Genomic DNA, 19,113 nt, shown 5'->3' with positions numbered 1-19,113 from the left:
TAGTTACTAACTATTATCGCATAGAATTGTGAATTAATTGTAAACATCGGTTGAAAGTTTCCTGACAATAACCGAACGTTTGCCCATGGCATGCCGGAGCACGCCGACATACCCTGTAGTTATAGGCCTTTGAAGGAGGGTTATTGTCATGCTGAGATTAATGTGCAAAGGAAAAATACACCGCGCCGTCGTGACGGAGGCCGATCTGGACTACGTGGGGAGTATCACGATCGATCCTTTGCTTATGAAGGAAGCCGGCATCCTGCCATACGAAATGGTGCAGGTCACCAGCCTGCGCAATGCCACCCGCTGGAAAACCTACGCCATACCAGGTCCTGCCCAGTCAGGCAAAATCGGCCTCAACGGTCCCCCGGCCCACCTGTTCTCTCCAGGGGATCTGGTCATTATTCTAAGTCTGGCCCTGATGACTCCCGAGGAAATTGAAGCACTAAGGCCGCGTGTTGTTTTCGTCGACGAAAATAATCAGGTGGTTCGAGTCGAAGAGCACGACCTGATTATCAAGGAACAAGAGGAGAAGCGCCAATGACGAAAAATATCAGCACCTCCAAATGGACCAAATACAAGCTGCTGAATCGGTCTTCTACGCTGTCACGCCACCTGCCCAAAACGATGTGGCTGCGCGAGTCGTCCTTGTACAGCTTTCTCGACCGGTACGGAGAGGTGATCGTGAAGCCAACCGGCAAATGGGGCGGCAGCGGTGTCATGCGTGTGCGCAAGGTTGAAGGCTGGCAATATGAGCTCCAACGGGACACCAAGGTGCAGACATTCTCCAGCAAAGAATCGCTATATGCGTATCTCCGCAGCAAGATAACGAAAAACTACATCGTCCAGCAGCGCATCTCGCTGGCCACTGTACAGCATCGCCCCTTCGATCTTCGCGTCATGGTCCAGCGCAAACGCGGCAGCAGCACCTGGAAGCTGACCGGAAAGCTCGCTAAGGTCGCCGGCAAAGGATACATTATAACCAACGTCGCGCGCAGCGGCGGAAAAATCGTAACCGTGGAGCATGCACTCCAGAAAGCAGGGATCACGGACCGACGCCTGCAGGACATCCTAAGCGATATCGATCGCGTAGCCATGCTTTCAGCAAAGCAGCTGTATCCGAGGTATCGCTGGGTTCGGGCGATGGGTGTTGATATAGGAGTCGATAAGAGCGGCCACGTCTGGATTATTGAGGTCAACTACAAGCCGACGCTTTCCCTGTTCAACCGACTGAAGGACCGGACGATGTACCGAACAATTCTCGCTTATAGTAAATAATACGAAGATCAGCCTGATCGGTAGCGCAGCAGGTCAACTAACAATCACTTCTCGGATGAGGAGTGATTTTTTCTATGAATCACTCTCTTCTACCGTTTACCCTTTGATAGATTCGTCAACACTATTCCTAGAATCTTACACGGAGAGGTTGATAGATTCGCCTATGAACACACAAATGAACCAACAAAGCGAAATGGAAAAGCAGCAATTCGTCTACATGTCGGGAACGCAGCTAACGGAACAGGTACGCGAGGCTTATCAGCCGGTTTGGCTCGTGCTTATGTTTATTGTGTTGATCAGCGGAATGAGTCTATGGGGACTGGCCTTGAAAGGAAGTTAGGGAATACGGGACATTCGAACAATCCTCTGCGGCTGTTGTCTCATACAATAGACCATCAAAGCTAAGGAGATGATGAGAATGGCTTATCAGCACCAATGTCCAACGGCCAGCCCAATCTATACCGCACCTACACAGGTATACAACAACATGTATTACCCTCAGGTCGTACCGGTCGTTCATCCTGTAGAAATTATTAATCAGCATCACTGTGTGCCTGTACCTCAGCATTACGTCACCTACACCGTGAAGGATGAGGTATGCACAACCAGCAGCCGGAAGCCGCGTAAAAAAAGAAAATAAGCTTGCCATCCGGCCCGCCGAAATCGTAAAAGCTATTCCGCAGGTGCGGAATAGCTTTTCGGGCCACCTTACATATCCTGATGTCGTTTCCCGATTAACCACTGGATTCGGCTCTTGAGGCTCATTCGGGTTTGATCGCTTGTTAGGCGCGGAACCTGCTGCAGATCCAGGTAGCGATGCGCCTCCTCGAGGCTGTCGTCTTCATGATGGTTTAGATCGGGATCATAGTTGACGTAATGGGAATGCTCCTCTACTTCCTCGGTATGCTTATCGAAAATATCCGTCATTCTCGTACCTCCGAAAATACACTACACATCACAGCTTTTCCAATCCGTTTTGCCCCCGGTGTCGGGACAAGCTTGGAACAGCTCGCCCTTCTTGTATTGCATCTTGCGTCCGGTCACCGTTTCAAACACGCCGTTCTTCGGAGCTTCTTCACCGGTTTTGTAAGATTTCATCAGCTCATTCCTCCATCTTCAGGGTTGTTCTTCTACATTTAAGGCAGCTTCGAATGCGGAGTCCCCAGGCACGTTGGTGATCTCTTCCTTCTCATGAATCTGCTGCTCCAGCCGTTTGGAATGGCGAAGCATCCTCGGAGCCGCCGTCTGCTCAGGCTTAACGCTCTCTTTAGGGGTGAGACTATATGCTTCCAGCCCTTCCTTGCGCTCGTTCATACGGCCCTATGCCCCTCCACTGGAGCTTGGCGCGTGCGACCCGCTCTCCCGGCTGCCGCCGACTCCACCGCCTCCGTCACCGTTCCCCGGTGTGCTTTGAGGCTGTGCTCCTTGCCCTTGCCCTTGGCCGCCTTGCTGCTGCATTTGGGATTGCCCCTGTCCGCCTTGGCCCGTCCGATTGCCGCCTTTGTTTCCTCCGCATGCTGTCAGGCTCATCCCGACAACCAATGCTATCATAACAACTGCCATACGCTTCATCTCATATGCCCCTTTGCACATTATGGAAATGCCAAACAGACATAACGTTCCCTTCCGAACCGTGAAATATCCTTTAAGCACCCATCGCGGCGGCTGACTCGAACGTAACGAAAAAAGCCCAGCCATCTGCGCCGCGGCGCAACATGACTAGGCTTGAATCCTTTATTGCTTATTGCTTGTTGAAAATGTCTGTAAGAACCGGTACGATCTGCGACTTACGGGAAACGACGCCCTTTAGCACAGCCTTGTTGTTCTCCAGCTTCACATGGTAAGCCTGCTCTACGTTGCCGGCTGCGCGGCCAAGCGCAATACCGATGGAGTCATTGTTCAAAATATCGGTAACAACGAACAGGAACAGATCCAGGTTCTTATCGGCGATGATGCCGTTCAGCGCGTCTTCCAGCTCGGCTTGACGGGACAGCACATCGTTGACATCAACCGCGTTGACTTGGGCGATCTCCACCTTCGCACTGCCCATGGAGAATTCCTTGGAATCAAGGGAAATCAGCTGAGGAATCGTCTTGTCGCTCAGGTCAGCACCAGCCTTCAGCATGGACAAGCCGTACACTTCAAGCTCCACGCCGGCAATCGCTGCAAGCTCGCGGGCTGCGGCCACGTCCTGCTCCGTGCAGGTAGGCGATTTCAGCAGCAGCGTATCGGATATAATCGCAGACAGCATCAGACCGGCGATTTCCTTGGTCACCGCCACGCCGTTTTCCTTGTACAGCTTGTTCAGGATGGTAGTTGTGCAGCCAACCGGTTCCGCACGGTAATAGAGCGGACCGCTTGTTTCGAAGTTGGCAATCCGATGATGGTCGATGACTTCACGTACGGTTACTTGGTCGATATCGTTAGCGCTTTGCTGACGCTCGTTATGGTCAACGAGGATGACCTCCTTCACTTCGTTCGCAACCGTCTCCACTTGACGGGGAGCGCTTACCTTGAAGTAATCCAGAACGAATTGCGTTTCGCTGCTGACGGAACCGAGTCGAACCGCCTCCACCTCGAAGCCCAGTTTGGTTTTCAAATCAGCATATACGAGTGCAGAGCAAATGGAATCCGTATCGGGATTTTTGTGTCCGAAAATCAATGCTTTAGCCATGATCTTACTCCTTTATGATGAGATTGGATGTTAAACATTACCTCTTAGAAATGCCTAAGTTAGATTATATCGCTATACTCGCTGAAATCCAATTCCTTTACTTATCTTAATTACAATATATTCATGACAAAATAAAATCCGCCCTCACCCGAGGGGGTGATGAGCGGATTTACTTGTGCCGTTACTGCTTCAGCTCCGCGAGCAGGCGCTTCACCGTTCCGGTAGGCGTTGCGATCGCTTCGTACACGCGAACCCGCAGAGGGAAATTGTACTGCTCCGTCTTGAGGTTCGTGAAGCTGATCGTCTGCAAGCCGCTGATGAGCTTGTTCGTTCCCTGCAGCGTTTGAACGGAGCTGCCGAGCGTACGTCCGTTACGGTCAATGATCTCGAATTCCAAGGTCGAGAAGGCCGAATCGGTAATCACCTGTTCTTCCTTCTGAATATCAAGGCTTAGTCCGAGCTTGTAGCTGAAGTTCCCGCCGCTGTACAGAGCCGAGATGTCATAGCTCTCCACTCTGATCTTGTACGGATACATGGCCAGCGTCGGCGAAATGTCGTACGGAAGCTCTTCTCCGAGCTTATTCACTTGAACCGCATAGTCCGAAATCGAAACCTTGTATTTTGAAGTGGTCGACTGATCCAGGATCGACAGCTTATACGGGCCTTCGGACGCAGGCGGCAGCAGGTAAGAATAGCTGTATACATACGCCGAGTTCGGAATCAGCTGCTGCAGCTCCGTCGTCTGGCGCGTTCCCGGATAAGAAGTGCCGAAGGCATCCGTCAGCTCCGTTGCGAAGGTCGGAAGCGTCATGGTCTGACCGCTTTTGTTCAGAAACTTAAACTTGGCGACTACGGTTTGATAGCCGTTCTCGGCATTCGTATGGCCGCTGAGCTCTACGACGGATACCTCCAGCTTCGAATCGATCAGCTTACTGGTCGTATCGAAGACAAGCGGCTTGCCCAGCTCGTAAGAGGTCAGCTGCTCCAGTCCTGAGTCGACGGAGATCAGTCCTCCCTCCAGGCTAACCGTAGCAACCGGCACGGTCGATGCAGTGGAAGAACCGGAAGAGGCTTGATTCGCATTCGAGTTCGCTGATGTATTCGTTGTGCCCGTATTCGAGCTTGTATTTGCCGCAGCCGACGACGCGGAAACCTCCTCCCCGATGAGGAACTGAAGGGTAGTTTCGTCAACGCCCTCCGGGATTTCCGCTGCGAACTTATACGTTGCGTCCGCGCCGGTAGCTACATACGATTCCGGCTTCAAGACGGCATCCGTCTTCCATGTAAGCTCGCTGGAGGCGGATACCAGGCTTCCTGCAAGGCTCGGAGCCTTCAAGGTTTTGCCGCTGTTATTATGCAGCACGGCGGTAATCAGCGCTTGGCGCTTCCCGCCCTGCTGCAGTGCCTCCGCCTTGGCAACGGCCACGGTAACTCCCTGTTGTCCGGAGAGCTCGTAAGCTACTTCTTCTCCGGTTTTAGCCAGCGTGAATAACGCGGACAGCGACATTTTGCCTAGCGGCTTCGTAGACGAGACATCCTTGTTCAGCTCAAGTGAAAGACCTTCGAGCGAAGGCTTACGGTCCATGGAAGCCGTAAGCAGCACATGCGACGTTTGTCCGGCGCTTAGCGCAGCCCCTCCGTTCAGTAACTTGGCCGTCATCGGATGCGCGTAGCCGTTTGCATCGCGCAGGTAATATTTTAACGCGGCGGGTAAGGTTACGGTATCCGTTCCCTGAGGTGTTACGATAAGATCAAGCGTAATCAGCCATTTCCCGTCCTCCTGCGGATTAGCGAAGCCCTTCATGGCGCGGAACGACAGGATTTCACTGTTCGATGCGGCCGAATCCAGCTCGGAGAGGGCCAGCAGCACCTCCTGATGGCTTTGACGGAAATTTTCCAGCTTGGCCACAGTAAGCGAGCCCAAATCTTGGATACCGCTTCCGTTTCGTTCGAAAATGGTGACGAACATTTGGTCAGGTGTCACACCGGCCGGCAAGGTCGAGGTGAAGTAGTAGGAAGCCGCCGAATACGCGGCAACGATCCCCTCTCCTTTTTGCAAGAGACCGGCATAATAGCTGCCCCCGGCAGAGGTAGTCACCTTCACCCCGAACCGGTTATAGTCGACCGGGGTCCAGCCGTCATTATTCAGCTTCACTTGAAACCGAAGCGTCTGGTTATCGCTGCCTTGCGAGAGCGCCGCTTCCTCCAGCGTAAAATACACGGAGCTATCGATGAACACTCCCTCCTTGCCGGCATGGGAAATCCCCGGAGCCAGCAGTGCAAGAGCCAAGCAGACCGTGAGCAGTACCGCCGTCCACTTCGTAAGCCGGCGGCTGTTGTTATGTAGCAGCATTCCATTGTCCTCCTTCATCTTGTTAGTCGGTGCGAAGTGCGTCGATCGGGCGCAGCTTGGATGCCTTGTTCGCGGGATACAGTCCGAAGATGACCCCTACGGCCACGGAGAAGGCAAAAGCGTACAGGCTGATATCCATCGAGATGACCGTCAGCTGCTTCGGGTTGACATACGGCCAGAGGAGCGACAGCCCGATGCCGAGGCCAAGTCCGAGGATGCCGCCGAGACCGCTGATAACGACTGCTTCGACCAGAAACTGCATCAGAATGTCGCGGCGCTTCGCTCCGATGGATTTGCGGATGCCGATCTCCCGGGTCCGCTCGCTGACCGTCACCAGCATGATGTTCATGATCCCGATCCCGCCGACCAGCAGCGAGATGCAGGCCACGCTGACGAGCTGCCCCGTCAGGGTGCTGGTCGCCTCCGTCCTGGCCGACAGAAGCTGGTCCTGGTTCAGCAGGCGGAAGTTGTTCGAGCTTTTGAACGTATAAGTTAAATATTGCGTCATGGTCGTCTGGGCATTGTAAATATCATCCTTGGAAGCAGCCTCGATATAGGTCGTGCGGATCGTCCCCAAATTCAGCTGCCGCATGGCCGTAGGCAGCGGCACGATGACATTGTCGTCTACCGACGTTCCTCCGATGTTCGAGCCTTTGGGCTTCAGCGTACCGACGACGGTAAACTGGAGCCCGTTAATATTGATCTGCTTGCCCAGCGGATCGGCGCTACCGAACAGCGTCTTGGCTACATTGCTGCCGAGCACGGCTACATTCGTCCGAAAATCCAAATCGGATTCGGTAACGAACCGTCCTGTAGCGACATCCCCTTTCACAATCGAAAGGTAGCGGTCGTTGGTGCCGAGCAGGGAGAAGGTCTCCTGCGTGCGGTCATATTTCACATTGATGTTGTTGCCGGATACCGTCGGCGCAATCGCGCTGAACTCCGGAAATGCCTCGAACTTCATCAGCTCGTCGTAATTCAGCTGTGTCGCCCGGCCGTTCCCGTTGACCGTCACGACCAGCAGGTTCGAGCCCATGCTTTCGTACTGCTTCTCGATTTGCGCCGTCGTTCCCCGGCCGATCGAGACCAGCGTCACCACGGAGCCGACCCCGATGATGACCCCGAGCATCGTCAGCAAAGTGCGCATCCAGTTGCCGCCGACGGTCTTCATCGCCATGAGAACGAGCTCTTTGATATTCATGCGCCCACCTCCGCTTCCGCCTTCAAGGCAGGCGCTTCCCCGCTGCTGCGATCCCCGACGATCAGCCCGTCGCGGATCGTAATGACCCGCTTGGCATGCTCGGCGATGTGCAGATCGTGCGTGATCAGGACGATCGTATTGCCCTCCTCGTGCAGCTTCAGGATAAGCTCCAGCACCTCTTGCCCGGTCTTGGAGTCCAAGGCGCCGGTCGGCTCGTCAGCAAGCAGCAGGGACGGCCCTACGGCGAGCGCGCGGGCTATCGCCACCCGCTGCTGCTGCCCTCCTGACAGCTCGTTCGGGCGGTGGTTCGCTCTTGCATCCATCCCGAGCATCCCGAGCATATGCATCGCCTTCTCCCGGCGTACCTTCTTCGAGAGGCCGGAGTAGATCATCGGCAGCTCGACGTTCTCCAGCGCCGTCAATCTCGGCAGCAGATTGAACTGCTGGAAGATGAAGCCGATCTTCTGATTGCGCAGCTCGGCGAGCTGATTGTCCTTCAGCTTCTCGGTAGCTACCCCGTCTAGACGGTAGGAGCCCGAGGTCGGCACGTCGAGCAGGCCGATCGTATTCATCAGCGTCGATTTGCCCGAGCCGCTGGGACCGACGATCGCCACGAATTCCCCCTGCTCGACCGTCAAAGAAACATCCTTCAGGATCGGAAGCTCCTCGCCTCCGCGCTTGTAGGTCTTGCGGATCTGTTGAAGCTCTATCATGTTCATCGCCCGTCACCTTCCCTCTTCACGGCCGTCATTAGCGGTTGCCCCCCGCATTGCCCCCGCCGCCACCGCCGGCAGGGAAGCCTCCCGGAGCACCTCCGGCCGGGGCTCCGCCGCCGCCTTGGTTCCGCGCACCCTGCTGGAACTGCTGGCGCATCGCTTCGATCTCCTGCTGCGAGAGGTTCGTCCGGTTCCGGGTGTTCGAGCGGCTTACTACGACGTCGCCTTCCTTCAGCCCTTCGGTGATCTCCACCATCGTGCTGTTGTTGGAACCGATTTTCACCTCGTGGTTCGCGTCCACCGTACCGTCCGCTTTTTTGAGCGAAACGAACCGTTTGCCCTGACGCTGGGTCACTGCTTCCACCGGCAGCAGCAGCACATCCCGCTTATCCTCTATAATGATGTCCGCCGTTGCAGTCATGCCATATTTCAGCTCGAAGGCGTTCTTCAAGCTAAGCACCACGGTGTAGAACGAGACGCCGTTGGTCACAGTCCCTACCGTAGATACCTGCGTGACTTCCGCCGGGAAGGTTTTGCCGCTGACCGCGTCCACCCGGACCTCCGCCTTCTGGCCCACCTTGATCTTCGGCAGGTCCAGCTCGTCGACCTTAATCGGCAGCTGCAGCGTGTCCAAATTGGCCACAGCCCCTAGCTGCACGTTGCTCCCTATGGTCGTTCCGACCGGATAAGAGGTAAGTACGTTTTTCTTCTGATCGGCAAAATCCGTCGAGAACACGCCATCGAACGGCGCCAGAACCTTCAGCTTCTCCAGCTGATCCTCCAGGCTCTTGATATTGTTCAGCGACTGATCCACCTGAAGCTGCTTGTTCGTGATGTCTTTGTCCAGCGTATCGCTCTGGATGACACCGATCAGCTCTCCTGCACGCACATCCCGGTTCTCCTTGATCTCCAAACGGCTGATCGTTCCGGATACGCCGGCCATTACCGAAGTGGTCGTCTGATACTGAAGCGCCGCCTGCGCAGCGGATTCAATCTTTACGCCGCCGACATTCGCCTCGCCTTTCACATTTAACCCTGCATCCAAAGAGCCGTCGTTCACTACCGTGATCTTCACGTCAAGAAGCCGATTGCCCTTGGCGTCCCCCTTGACCGAATTGGCGACGGATTCGACCGTCCCCGTCTTGGTCAGCAGGAAGCCGTCTACCGTCAGCTCCACCAGATCCCCGGCGCGAAGCTGCGAGGCTTGCTCCTGCAGGAACGGCAGCGTCACCGTTAAGTGCTTGGCATCTGCAATCGTCGCTACCTTGGTCGTCTTATTGACAGAAGCACCCTCACTGATATTCGCGGACAAAATCAGCTTGCCGCCGGCCGGCGCCGCCATTCTAAGCGAAGCCGCTTGCGTCTTCAGATCGTTCAAGTCCGCTTGCTGCTGGCTAAGCGTCAGCTTCGCCGTCTCCAGACGCTCCTCCAGCGAGCTATCCGTAAGCTCGAGGAGCAGGTCCCCTTTTTTCACCGTCTGGTTGCGTGAAAGATTGATGACCTTGATCATTCCTTCTTTGGGAGGAACGATCATTTGCAGATCCTGCGCTTCAAGCTGCGCCGTCCCGGAAATGACCGACCTCAGGTTTCCCTTGCGCACCGGCGTTGTCGATTCTTGCACTGCGGACTGCTGCTGCTTCGGCGCTCCCCCATACTGGATATACGCGTAAGTGCCTCCCCCGCACAGAACCACAGCCACGGCGGCGAGTATCGCTGCTTTTTTCTTATTCAACTTGCCCGTACCTCCTTCAGCTTCCGTGATCTCTATGTATCGCTCTGCTTCTGTACCCTGCCTAGACCCATTATGAAGGACAATACTGAGGCAAAATTGAAGGGAAGCTGAAAATTTGCTGAATGTTCTTAAATTTCATCGGTTTTCCGCTATTTTCAGCTTCCTTTCAGCTTTCGCTCAGAATGGGTTCAGCATGACGGCGGATAATGAGGAAATAGTGTACAATGGACAAAAAAAGAGAGGGGCTGGTCCTTATGAATAAATTGAAAGGCGTCAAAATCCTGCTCGTCGACGACGAGCCCAACATACTGCAATTTCTCGAGCTCGGCCTGCTGAATGAAGGCTTCGAAGTGGCGACCGCCCCTGACGGCTTTACCGCCATTACCACGGCCCAGCAATTCCAGCCGCACATCGCCATTCTCGACGTCATGATGCCGGGCATGGACGGCTTCGAGGTATGCCGCATGCTGAAAAAAACGGAGAACATTGCCGTGATCATGCTCACGGCCAAGGACGAGGTCGAGGACCGGGTCAAAGGGCTTACGCTTGGCGCAGACGATTACATGATGAAGCCGTTCAGCTTCGAGGAGCTGCTTGCCCGCATTCATGCGCGGATCCGAAACCAATTTCCGAATCTGCTGGGAGAGGTATCCTACGGTCCCTTCCGCATCGATGACCGCCGCAAGGAAATCTGCTTGGATAACCGCGTGCTGGAGCTCTCCCCGACGGAGTACGAGCTGCTGAAGTTTCTTGTCATTAACCATGGCATCGTGATGAGCAAAAGCATGATTTTGGACAAGGTATGGGGCTACGATTTCGGGGGCGAGGAAAATATCGTCGAGGTGTACATCCGCTCCTTGAGGGAGAAGCTGCAGGACAAGGAGCATAAGCTCATTCGCACGCTGCGCGGAGCCGGATACCGGGTGGACCTGCCATGAGCCGCGGGGGATGGTTTGCCCCCGGTTCGCTCAGGTATCAGATCCTGTCCAGGTCGCTGCTGATTCTGGCTGTCATTCTCTTGCTGATCGGCGTTTTTCAATACGTAGTGATGCAGAATTTTCTGTATCGCAACCGCGCGGAAACGATTCAAAGCCAAACCCGCACGATTCCCTGGGAGGCGTGGGCGCGAAATGGGACCATGCCTCGAAGAGAAGGACCCGGTGGACCTCCGGTGCTTTCCGATTCCACCATCGCTTTTATTAACCTGGATGGGGAAATGACTGTGCTTCAGGGGGACGTGGAGAACCGGCCGGCGCCGGTGCTGGCGAAAGAGGAATACCTGAAGGAGCTGCAGATGAACGAGCATCGCAAGCAAGGCGGCTACCGGATCGGCAAGGACGAGCAGGGCACGGAGGTCATGATCGTCCTCCACCCCGTCGAATCGCGGGGACGCGGTGTGCAAGGGCTCATCCAGGTCAGTACCGCAACAGGTCCTATCAAGAACGTGCTGCTACGCCAGCTGCTGACCTTCATTGCCTTATCTGCGCTCGCGCTGATCATAGGCTTGCTTACGTTCCTTCCGGTACTGCGCCGCGTGCTTGTTCCGCTATCCCGATTTATCGATACCGTGGAACGCATGGGAGCCAGCCATTTGAAGGATCGTCTTCCGGTCGATCAGGGTCAGGTTGAAATCGATCGGTTGTCCAAAGCCTTCAACGGCATGCTCGAGAGGCTGGAGCATTCGTTCGAGGCGGAGAAGGAGGCCAAGGAGCATATGCGCCGCTTCGTCGCCGATGCCTCCCACGAGCTGAGGACGCCGCTGACGTCGATTCACGGCTTCCTTGAGGTGCTGCTGCGCGGTGCCGTGAACCATCCGGAGCAGCTGAACCGGGCGCTGAAGAGCATGTATGGCGAGTCGGAGCGCATCAACAAGCTCGTGCAGGACCTGCTTCAGCTGGCGAAGCTGGACCAGACGCCGCAATTTGAGATGACGGACGGCACTCTCGACACGGTTGTGCGCGAGATGGAGGCACAGCTGCATCTCCTGGGGGGAGAGCGGAAGATCGTTCTGCAGCTGGAGTCAGGGGTAAAGGCCCGCTTCGATAAGGATCGGATCAAGCAGGTGCTGCTCAACCTGTTCCATAACGCAGTGCAGCATACCAGCCCGGAGTCGGGCTCTATCGTAATTTCCGTGAAGGATCACGAGAATCTAGTGGAGCTGTCCGTGCAGGATAATGGGCCGGGTATTGCGGAGGATCATTTGCCGCATCTGTTCGACCGGTTCTACCGGATCGACACTTCCCGTGCCCGCCGGTCCGGCGGAGCCGGCTTGGGGCTCGCGATTACGAAGTCCATTGCCGAGCTTCACGGGGGGGAGATACAAGTCGAAAGCATCCCGGGAACGGGTACCGCGTTTCGTCTGTTGCTTCCCAAAACCGGTCTTGCCGCGGCTCACGCGGCTCAGAACCCTCCGCTCTGATAAGGGCGGCCGGGTTCTTTTTTTTCATCTAGTATCATGGCTCCAAATCCGGTATGATGGTAGGAAAGTCTTGGTTCTGGGGTGCTGCGCGTTACATGAAATTGGAACGATTAATATCAATGATTTATATGCTTCTCAATAACGAAGTCATCTCCGCTTCAGCCTTAGCCGATAAGTATCAAGTCTCGCAGCGGACGATCTATCGGGATATCGACGCGATCAGCGCAGCGGGAATTCCTGTCGTCTCTTACCAGGGCGTGCATGGCGGGTACGGGATTATGGAGTCGTACAAAATGGATCGCAGCCTGCTCGGCTCCCACGATGTCGAGTCGTTAATCACGCTGCTGAACGGCTTGTCCACCGTTTTCTCCGATGAACAGGCCTCCGAGACGGTCCGGAAGCTGCGCACAATTCAAAAGGAGGGCTCCTCCCCCAGCTTAACGCTGGATATCGGAAGCCGCCGCGGCCCGAACGAATCTCTACGGCTGCTTCGAGCCGCCATCAAAGCGCGGAAGGTCGTACGGTTCGAATATGTCAGCGCCAAAAACGAACGGCTGACACGCATCGTCGAGCCGGTCTGTCTGATGTATAAGAATCAAGTCTGGTATTTGCACGCGTTTTGCCGGGGGCGCAGCGATTATCGGGAGTTCAAGCTCACCCGGATGTCGGAGCTTGCCATGCTCCCGGAGCAATATCATAAAGTGCATCCTGTTCCCGCGGAAAGGCAGACCGGCTATCGCCGCTTCGAAAGTGCGAATCCGGTCACGCTAGTGCTGCATTTTTCCCCGCAGGCTCTTGCAAGGTCGCTCGACTTCTTCCATGAAGCGGAACGATGCTTCCAGGAGGACGGTTCTCTGCTGATTAAGCTCCGGCTCAGCGCTCCTGCGGAAATGAACTGGCTGCTCCCGCTTATTCTGAGCTTCGGCGACGATGTGGAGATCGTGGAGCCTATCGAATTTAGAGAGCAAATCAGGAGCAAGCTCGAGAGCATGCTCCTTCGGTACCGTTAATGGGTTGCCGCAGCGTGAGCGGCATGAGCTTCGAGCTCCGCTTGGGGATCATGCTTCTCCTTGCCCATCCAGCCCGCCGCCAACACTGCGAGAAGAGCGGGGACGAGACCCCACGCGAATATGCCGGCGATGGATGAGGATAGCCCCGATGTGATGATCTCCAGCGCTTTTTCGGGCACTAATGCACGGGTCGAGGCGCCCATCAGCACATACGGATCTTGAAAGTCGATGCCTGCCGGGATCGGCGTTCCTTTTGCCGCGAAGGTTTCGCTTATGGTTCGTGCCATAGAGCGGCTCTGCACAAGTCCGTAAATCGTAATGCCGATCGTCATCCCGAGCGACCGCAGGAAGTTGAGCGTTGCGTTAGCCGTGCCTCTTTCACTTGCGGGGAGCGAATGAATCGCCGCATTCGACAGAATGGAGAAGGAAGCTCCTACGCCGAGTCCCACCAAAATCATATACAGCGTGATGACAAGTCGTGAGGTTTCCACTGTAATTGTAGTGAGCAGAGAAAGTCCCGCCAGGAGGAGGATCAGCGTCGAAATGAGAATGGACCGGTACGACATTCGGTTCATGAGCAATCCTCCCCCTGTGGCCGTAACGACCGTGCCCAGCATCATCGGCAGCAGCACGAGCCCCGAGCTTGTGGCCGTCCCGCCGAGCACTCCTTGGATATAGATCGGGATGTAAACCGAGGCGACGATGAACGCGGCTCCGCTGAACATCGCTACCAGATTGCTTGTCGCATATAAGCGGACTCTAAACATGCTAAAACGGATGATCGGCTCCGCCGCGCGCAGCTCCGCCATCACGAAAATACCCGCGAGCACGATAAAGCTTAGGACTAGGCCAATGATGGCAGGAGAGCTCCATGCGTACATCTTGCCGCCAAGCTCCAGTACGAACATTAGGCAGGTTACGGCTCCGAGCAGCGTAACGGCCCCAAGCCAATCGACCCGCTGCTTCGCATATTCCTTAGATTCCTTATAGAAGCCGATAATCAAGCCTAGCGCAATAAGCCCCAGCGGCAAATTGATATAAAATATCCACTGCCACGCCACGTAATCCGTCAAATAAGCTCCAAGCAGCGGTCCGAAAATACTGGACATGCCGAAGACTGCCCCGAACAAGCCCATCAGCTTCCCTCTGTTTTCCGGAGAAACGGCGTCGAACATAATCGTAAAGCAAATGGGAATTAATGCCCCGCCTCCGATTCCTTGGATGGCACGGTACAGGCTTAATTCCACAATCGAGGACGCCGTACCGCACAGAATAGAGCCTAGCATGAAGACTACCATGCCGAAGAGAAAGAACCGCTTGCGACCGTACATATCCGAAAGCTTGCCGAAGATCGGCATGCCCGCCATCTCGGCTATCATGTAAGCCGAGGTGACCCAGACGAACTTGTCGAGTCCTCCCAGCTGTCCGACAATGCTGCCCATGGCTGTGGCCACAATCGTGTTGTCCATCGAGGACATAAGGATGGACAGCAGAAGCCCCGCAACAATCCACCCTGCTTTGTTTTGTTTCAAAGTCATATTTGTTCACTGCTTCCTTTCGCTTGAATTACCTTGAGTATAAGCAGTGAACCCTGTCATCCCTATGTCAGTGTTTGAAAAAAAAAAATTCCCGACGCGCAGCCGATTCGGTTTATGGCATTTTTGCCATTACCGGCGCAAGTGCAAGCGGATAGGGCGATTGTAATCGCATATGTGCGATTATTGCCTCGCATTCCCACTTCGCACGGCCCATCCGGCGCGGTTTATGGCACTTTTGCCACTGCCGGTGCTAGCTCACGCGGGTGGGGCGATTGTAATCGCAAATGTGCGATTATTGCCTCGCCTTCCCGCTTCGCACGGCTCATCCGGCGCGGTTTATGGCACTTTTGCCATTACCGGTGCAAGTGCCAGCGGGTGGGGCGATTGTAATCGCATATGTGCGATTATTGCCTCACTTTCCCGCTCCGCACGGCCCATCCGGCACGGTTTATGGCATTTTTGCCACTGCCGGTGCTAGCTCACGCGGGTGGGGCGATTGTTATCGCTTATGTGCGATTATTGCCTCGCATTCCCGCTTCGTACGGCCCTTCCGGCGCGGTTTATGGCATTTTTGCCACTGCCAACGCAAGTGCAAGCGGGTGGCGCGATTGTAATCGCATATGTGCGATTATTGCCTCGCATTCCCGCTTCGCACGGCCCATCCGGCGCGGTTTATGGCACTTTTGCCACTGCCGGCGCAAGTGCAAGCGGGTGGGGCGATTGTTATCGCATATGTGCGATTATTGCCTCGCTTTCCCGCTTCGCACGGCCCATCCGGCGCGGTTTATGGCACTTTTGCCACTGCCGGTGCTAGCTCACGCGGGTGGGGCGATTGTTATCGCTTATGTGCGATTATTGCCTCGCATTCCCGCTTCGTACGGCCCTTCCGGCGCGGTTTATGGCATCTTTGCCACTGCCAACGCAAGTGCAAGCGGGTGGCGCGATTGTAATCGCATATGTGCGATTATTGCCTCGCTTTCCCGCTTCGCACAACCCCTCCGGCGCGGTTTATGGCATTTTTGCCATTACCGGTGCAAGTGCAAGCGGGTGGAGTGATTGTAATCGCAAATGTGCGATTATTGCCTCGCCTTCCCGCTTCGCACGGCCCATCCGGCGCGGTTTATGGCATTTTTGCCACTGCCGGCGTGAGTGCCAGCATTTGCCTGGTCCGCACTGCGTCCCCGACACACAAAAAACCTCTTAAGCTGCGAGGGCTTAAGAGGTTGCCGTATCTTTACTGTGCAGGGGCTGTCTCAGGGGCAGGTGCTGTTTTGGCCGTACGCTTGCTATCCACGAACTCGTTGATGCGTTGCTCCGCCTTTTCCTTCAGCTTGCCGACCAGCGTATCACGGCTGATGCCTTTCTCCTGAGCAATCTCAGCCGGGGATTTCCCTGCGGTGAGTCCGTCACGGATTTCCTGCTGGGTCAAGCCCGTAACTTCGCTTAGGTCTTGGGAATGCCCCATCGGGCCGCCGCCGCGTCCGTTCATGCCGTGACCTTTCCCGCCAGGTCCTCTGCCGCCGTCACCCGCCGGCTTCGTCGAATCAACGGATTGCGTGATGCGTGTCGTCAGGTCCGTCTTCATCTTATCCGCTTGTTCGGCCGTCAGCTTGCCTGCGGCTACAGCATCATCGATGTTCTTCGTTTCCGCTTCGACCATCTTCTGAATCAGCGCTTCCTTGTTGAGTCCCGCTTTCTCCTGAGCTACCTGAGCGATCGTCTTGCCGCTCTGCAGTTCCTGCTTCAATACCTGCTGATCGATTCCGAGCAAAGTCGCCAGATCCGTGTGCTTCACGCTTCGGAAGCCTTCCATTCCTGCACCTTTGCCGAAGCGGCCGCCCTTCATAGCCCCGTCTGTTCCTTGCTGAGCGGACGCTGCAGGTGCAGCGGGTGTCGCTGCGTTTGCGAATACCTCTGTTGTCTGAAGCGCCCCTGTAAGTACGCCCCCTAACACCAAGCTGCCTGCGATCCCTGCGATAATCTTTTTATTCAATGCTTTCATCGAAATTCCACCTTTCCGGTTGTTGGATTTATTTCCTTACAAGACCAAGTATAGACGTGCTAGCTGAATTCCCTCTGAGCCCAGGCTGAACATTTGCTGAAAAGTAGAATCATTTCCCAGTTCTCAGGCAACCCTATGGGAAACACATCCCAAAAAGGAGGCCCCCTCATGACTGAGAAGCCACTGCAGGAAAAGAATAAACAGGAGCCCTCGGAAGCCCCTGTTCCCGGTGTATCAATGGAAGCCCAAGCCAGGACGGTAGAGCAGCTGCTCACTCAACCTATCCCGGAAGCGCATTATGAGGATATGAACAATAACTGACCGGTTGTCCGGCGAGCAAACGTAAAAAAAGCACCCCTCGCTAAAGCCGATCCATCCGGCTAAACCAAGGGGTTCTTCATTCCGTTGCTAAAATATGCTCCACGTCAAAGCGTCGGACAGCTTCTCAAGCAGCTTCACTCCGGCGATGCTATTGCCTTTCCGGTTCAGCGCCGGGCCGACCAGCCCGATCCCGTACCGGCCGGGGACGATGGTCAGGATGCCGCCGGACACGCCGCTCTTTGCCGGCAGTCCGACCTCGATGGCGAATTCGCCCGAGGCATTGTACATCCCGCAGGTGATCATGAATGTTTTGGCGATTTGCACATAACGTCTCGGAATCAGCTCCCGCCCGGTTTGCGGCTCCACGCCATCATGCGCGAGTACTAGCGCCATTCGGGCAAGATCGGCGCACGTTACCTCAATCGCACAATGCCGAAAGTAGACGTCCAGCACCTCTTCCACATCATCCGTGATGACCCCGTTATCCTTCAGGAAAAACGCCAAGGAACGGTTCCGGTGGCCCGTCGCCGACTCGGAGCGGTAGACCTCCTGGTTCATTCCCAAGGAAGGATTGCCTGCCAACTGACGGAAAAAATGCAGCACCCGGTCGGTCTTATCCTGGACCGAGCTGCCCGGCAGCAGCGATGAAACCGTAATCGCTCCGGCGTTGATCAAAGGATTGAAAGGAATACCCGGCTCGACGAGCTCCAGCTTCAGCATAGAATTAAAGTCATCCCCTGACGGCTCCTTCCCCACCTTGGCAAAAACCGCATCTTCGCCCCGGTCCATTAAGGCCAGAATCAGCGTAAATACCTTCGAGATGCTCTGCATCGTAAACCTGAGACCGGTATCTCCCGCGGCGATTTCCTGTCCGTCAGCAGTAACGATATAAATTCCTAATGCGTCCTTCGGCGCTTTCGACAGCTCCGGAATATAGGCAGCCACCTTTCCTTGCTCTGTATGTTTACGGCTTCCCTCCACCCATTCCGGCAATTTCGTTTGAATCAGCTCTAATTCTTCAGCAGGCGTCATACTCCATCCCTCCGTTTTCCTTATCCTACCCTATTTGCCCGGCCTTCCTCAAGAAGGTTTTCTTACACCTGCCCCGAATGAAAAGGAAACACGTAGCCAACAATAACGGAGGATTTGGATATCCAAAGCTTCTCCATATCTAAATTGAAGAAAGAAGGGACGAACCTCCATGGCAACAGTTCTTTATATTACGGCTCATCCGCATGACGACCAAGTATCCTATAGTATGGCGGTCGGTAAAGCCTTCATCGAGGCGTACCGCGAAGCTCATCCGCAAGACGAAGTCATCACACTGGATTTGTACAAAATGGACGTTCCTCACATCGACGTCGACGTTTTCAGCGGCTGGGGCAAGCTGCGCAGCGGCTCCTCGTTCGATCAGCTGTCCGGCGAAGAGCAGCGAAAGGTTTCCCGTTTAAACGAGCTGGTCGAGCAATATGTCGCGGCGGACAAATACGTATATGTGACGCCGATGTGGAACTTCTCGTTCCCTCCAGTGATGAAGGCCTACATTGACGCGATCTGTATTGCCGGCAAAACGTTTAAGTATACCGAGAACGGACCGGTCGGCCTCCTCGGCGATAAGAAAGCAATTCACATTCAAGCGAGCGGCGGTATTTATTCCGAAGGGCCTGCGGCGGCGTTCGAATCCGGACACAGCTACTTAGGCAAAATCATGCAGTTCCATGGCGTTCCATCGTTCGAAGGCATCTTCGTGGAGGGGATGGCGGCCATGCCGGACCAAGCCCAGTCCATCAAGGAAAAAGCGATTGAAAAAGCTCGCCAAGCAGCCAAGAGCTTCTAAAATGTGACACAAACAAAGACACCCTGCTC

21 protein-coding genes are annotated in these 19,113 nt (G+C 55.2%); 9 read left to right on the top strand and 12 right to left on the bottom strand.

Annotation, left to right across the window (positions count from 1 at the left end; genetic code table 11):
* Positions 1–148: 148 nt before the first annotated feature.
* From panD to QMO62_RS22520, 4 genes are all read left to right on the top strand, one after another.
* Positions 149–547, top strand: a complete 399-nt coding sequence (gene panD / locus QMO62_RS22535) for an aspartate 1-decarboxylase (protein ID WP_284644462.1) — start codon at positions 149–151, stop codon at positions 545–547.
* Entirely contained in the window at positions 544–1,281 is a 738-nt protein-coding gene (locus QMO62_RS22530) for a YheC/YheD family protein (RefSeq protein ID WP_284644460.1), read from the top strand. Before panD ends, QMO62_RS22530 begins: the two co-directional genes overlap by 4 nt.
* Before the next feature lie 175 nt (positions 1,282–1,456).
* Positions 1,457–1,621 (top strand): hypothetical protein, encoded by a 165-nt coding sequence (locus tag QMO62_RS22525; protein ID WP_284644458.1) that lies wholly within the window; start codon positions 1,457–1,459, stop codon positions 1,619–1,621.
* Positions 1,622–1,699: 78 nt separating this feature from the next.
* Entirely contained in the window at positions 1,700–1,921 is a 222-nt protein-coding gene (locus QMO62_RS22520) for a hypothetical protein (protein ID WP_284644456.1), read from the top strand.
* Between the two features lie 68 nt (positions 1,922–1,989).
* Here the strand turns inward: QMO62_RS22520 and QMO62_RS22515 are convergent, their stop codons facing one another.
* The 9 genes from QMO62_RS22515 to QMO62_RS22475 all read right to left on the bottom strand — a co-directional run bounded on the left by QMO62_RS22515 (position 1,990) and on the right by QMO62_RS22475 (position 9,957).
* Positions 1,990–2,208 carry a hypothetical protein gene (locus QMO62_RS22515; RefSeq protein WP_284644454.1) on the bottom strand — a complete coding sequence of 73 codons (219 nt, stop codon included), beginning with the start codon at positions 2,206–2,208 and terminating at the stop codon, positions 1,990–1,992.
* Between the two features lie 21 nt (positions 2,209–2,229).
* Complete coding sequence (locus tag QMO62_RS22510; protein ID WP_284644452.1) at positions 2,230–2,379, bottom strand: hypothetical protein; 150 nt, start codon at positions 2,377–2,379, stop codon at positions 2,230–2,232.
* Between the two features lie 18 nt (positions 2,380–2,397).
* Positions 2,398–2,595: a hypothetical protein gene (locus QMO62_RS22505; RefSeq protein WP_284644450.1), complete on the bottom strand. Its 198-nt coding sequence runs from the start codon at positions 2,593–2,595 to the stop codon at positions 2,398–2,400.
* A gap of 6 nt (positions 2,596–2,601) precedes the next feature.
* Positions 2,602–2,853, bottom strand: a complete 252-nt coding sequence (locus tag QMO62_RS22500; protein ID WP_284644448.1) for a hypothetical protein — start codon at positions 2,851–2,853, stop codon at positions 2,602–2,604.
* Positions 2,854–3,022: 169 nt separating this feature from the next.
* Positions 3,023–3,955 (bottom strand): manganese-dependent inorganic pyrophosphatase, encoded by a 933-nt coding sequence (locus QMO62_RS22495; protein WP_284644446.1) that lies wholly within the window; start codon positions 3,953–3,955, stop codon positions 3,023–3,025.
* A gap of 181 nt (positions 3,956–4,136) precedes the next feature.
* Positions 4,137–6,308, bottom strand: coding sequence for a hypothetical protein (locus tag QMO62_RS22490; protein WP_284644444.1), 2,172 nt, complete (start codon positions 6,306–6,308; stop codon positions 4,137–4,139).
* Between the two features lie 22 nt (positions 6,309–6,330).
* On the bottom strand, positions 6,331–7,509 hold the full coding sequence (locus QMO62_RS22485; protein WP_284644442.1) for an ABC transporter permease: 1,179 nt from the start codon (positions 7,507–7,509) through the stop codon (positions 6,331–6,333).
* Positions 7,506–8,228 carry an ABC transporter ATP-binding protein gene (locus QMO62_RS22480; RefSeq protein WP_372516691.1) on the bottom strand — a complete coding sequence of 241 codons (723 nt, stop codon included), beginning with the start codon at positions 8,226–8,228 and terminating at the stop codon, positions 7,506–7,508. Before QMO62_RS22480 ends, QMO62_RS22485 begins: the two co-directional genes overlap by 4 nt.
* A 31-nt stretch (positions 8,229–8,259) precedes the next feature.
* Positions 8,260–9,957: an efflux RND transporter periplasmic adaptor subunit gene (locus QMO62_RS22475; protein ID WP_284644440.1), complete on the bottom strand. Its 1,698-nt coding sequence runs from the start codon at positions 9,955–9,957 to the stop codon at positions 8,260–8,262.
* A 254-nt stretch (positions 9,958–10,211) separates the two neighbouring features.
* Here QMO62_RS22475 and QMO62_RS22470 point away from each other — a divergent pair, with 254 nt between their 5' ends.
* The 3 genes from QMO62_RS22470 to QMO62_RS22460 all read left to right on the top strand — a co-directional run bounded on the left by QMO62_RS22470 (position 10,212) and on the right by QMO62_RS22460 (position 13,386).
* The gene (locus QMO62_RS22470) at positions 10,212–10,895 is read left to right on the top strand and encodes a response regulator transcription factor (RefSeq protein WP_284644438.1); all 684 of its coding nucleotides are present in this window, start codon (positions 10,212–10,214) and stop codon (positions 10,893–10,895) included.
* Positions 10,892–12,376 carry a sensor histidine kinase gene (locus QMO62_RS22465; protein ID WP_284644436.1) on the top strand — a complete coding sequence of 495 codons (1,485 nt, stop codon included), beginning with the start codon at positions 10,892–10,894 and terminating at the stop codon, positions 12,374–12,376. The genes QMO62_RS22470 and QMO62_RS22465 overlap by 4 nt, the downstream gene beginning before the upstream one ends.
* Before the next feature lie 119 nt (positions 12,377–12,495).
* Positions 12,496–13,386 carry a helix-turn-helix transcriptional regulator gene (locus QMO62_RS22460; RefSeq protein ID WP_284644434.1) on the top strand — a complete coding sequence of 297 codons (891 nt, stop codon included), beginning with the start codon at positions 12,496–12,498 and terminating at the stop codon, positions 13,384–13,386.
* Here QMO62_RS22460 and QMO62_RS22455 read toward each other — a convergent pair.
* A complete protein-coding gene (locus tag QMO62_RS22455) occupies positions 13,383–14,924 on the bottom strand; it encodes an MDR family MFS transporter (RefSeq protein ID WP_284644432.1) in 1,542 nt (513 codons plus the stop codon). The two genes, QMO62_RS22460 and QMO62_RS22455, sit on opposite strands and share 4 nt — an antisense overlap.
* Before the next feature lie 1,234 nt (positions 14,925–16,158).
* Positions 16,159–16,926, bottom strand: coding sequence for a hypothetical protein (locus tag QMO62_RS22450; protein ID WP_284644430.1), 768 nt, complete (start codon positions 16,924–16,926; stop codon positions 16,159–16,161).
* A gap of 168 nt (positions 16,927–17,094) precedes the next feature.
* Between QMO62_RS22450 and QMO62_RS22445 the strand changes: the two genes are divergently transcribed.
* Positions 17,095–17,247 carry a hypothetical protein gene (locus tag QMO62_RS22445; protein WP_284644428.1) on the top strand — a complete coding sequence of 51 codons (153 nt, stop codon included), beginning with the start codon at positions 17,095–17,097 and terminating at the stop codon, positions 17,245–17,247.
* An 87-nt stretch (positions 17,248–17,334) separates the two neighbouring features.
* On the opposite strand, the gene glsA is transcribed toward QMO62_RS22445, so the two are convergent.
* Entirely contained in the window at positions 17,335–18,279 is a 945-nt protein-coding gene (glsA, locus tag QMO62_RS22440; protein WP_284644426.1) for a glutaminase A, read from the bottom strand.
* Positions 18,280–18,448: 169 nt separating this feature from the next.
* On the opposite strand from glsA, the gene QMO62_RS22435 reads away from it, so the two are divergent.
* Positions 18,449–19,084 (top strand): FMN-dependent NADH-azoreductase, encoded by a 636-nt coding sequence (locus QMO62_RS22435; protein WP_284644424.1) that lies wholly within the window; start codon positions 18,449–18,451, stop codon positions 19,082–19,084.
* The last annotated feature ends 29 nt before the right edge of the window (positions 19,085–19,113 follow it).

The organism is Paenibacillus silviterrae, assembly GCF_030167925.1.
GTDB classification, from domain to species: domain Bacteria; phylum Bacillota; class Bacilli; order Paenibacillales; family NBRC-103111; genus Paenibacillus_G; species Paenibacillus_G silviterrae.
The sequence above is the reverse complement of the archived record's forward strand: the minus strand, read 5'-3'. Positions and strand labels throughout refer to the sequence as shown.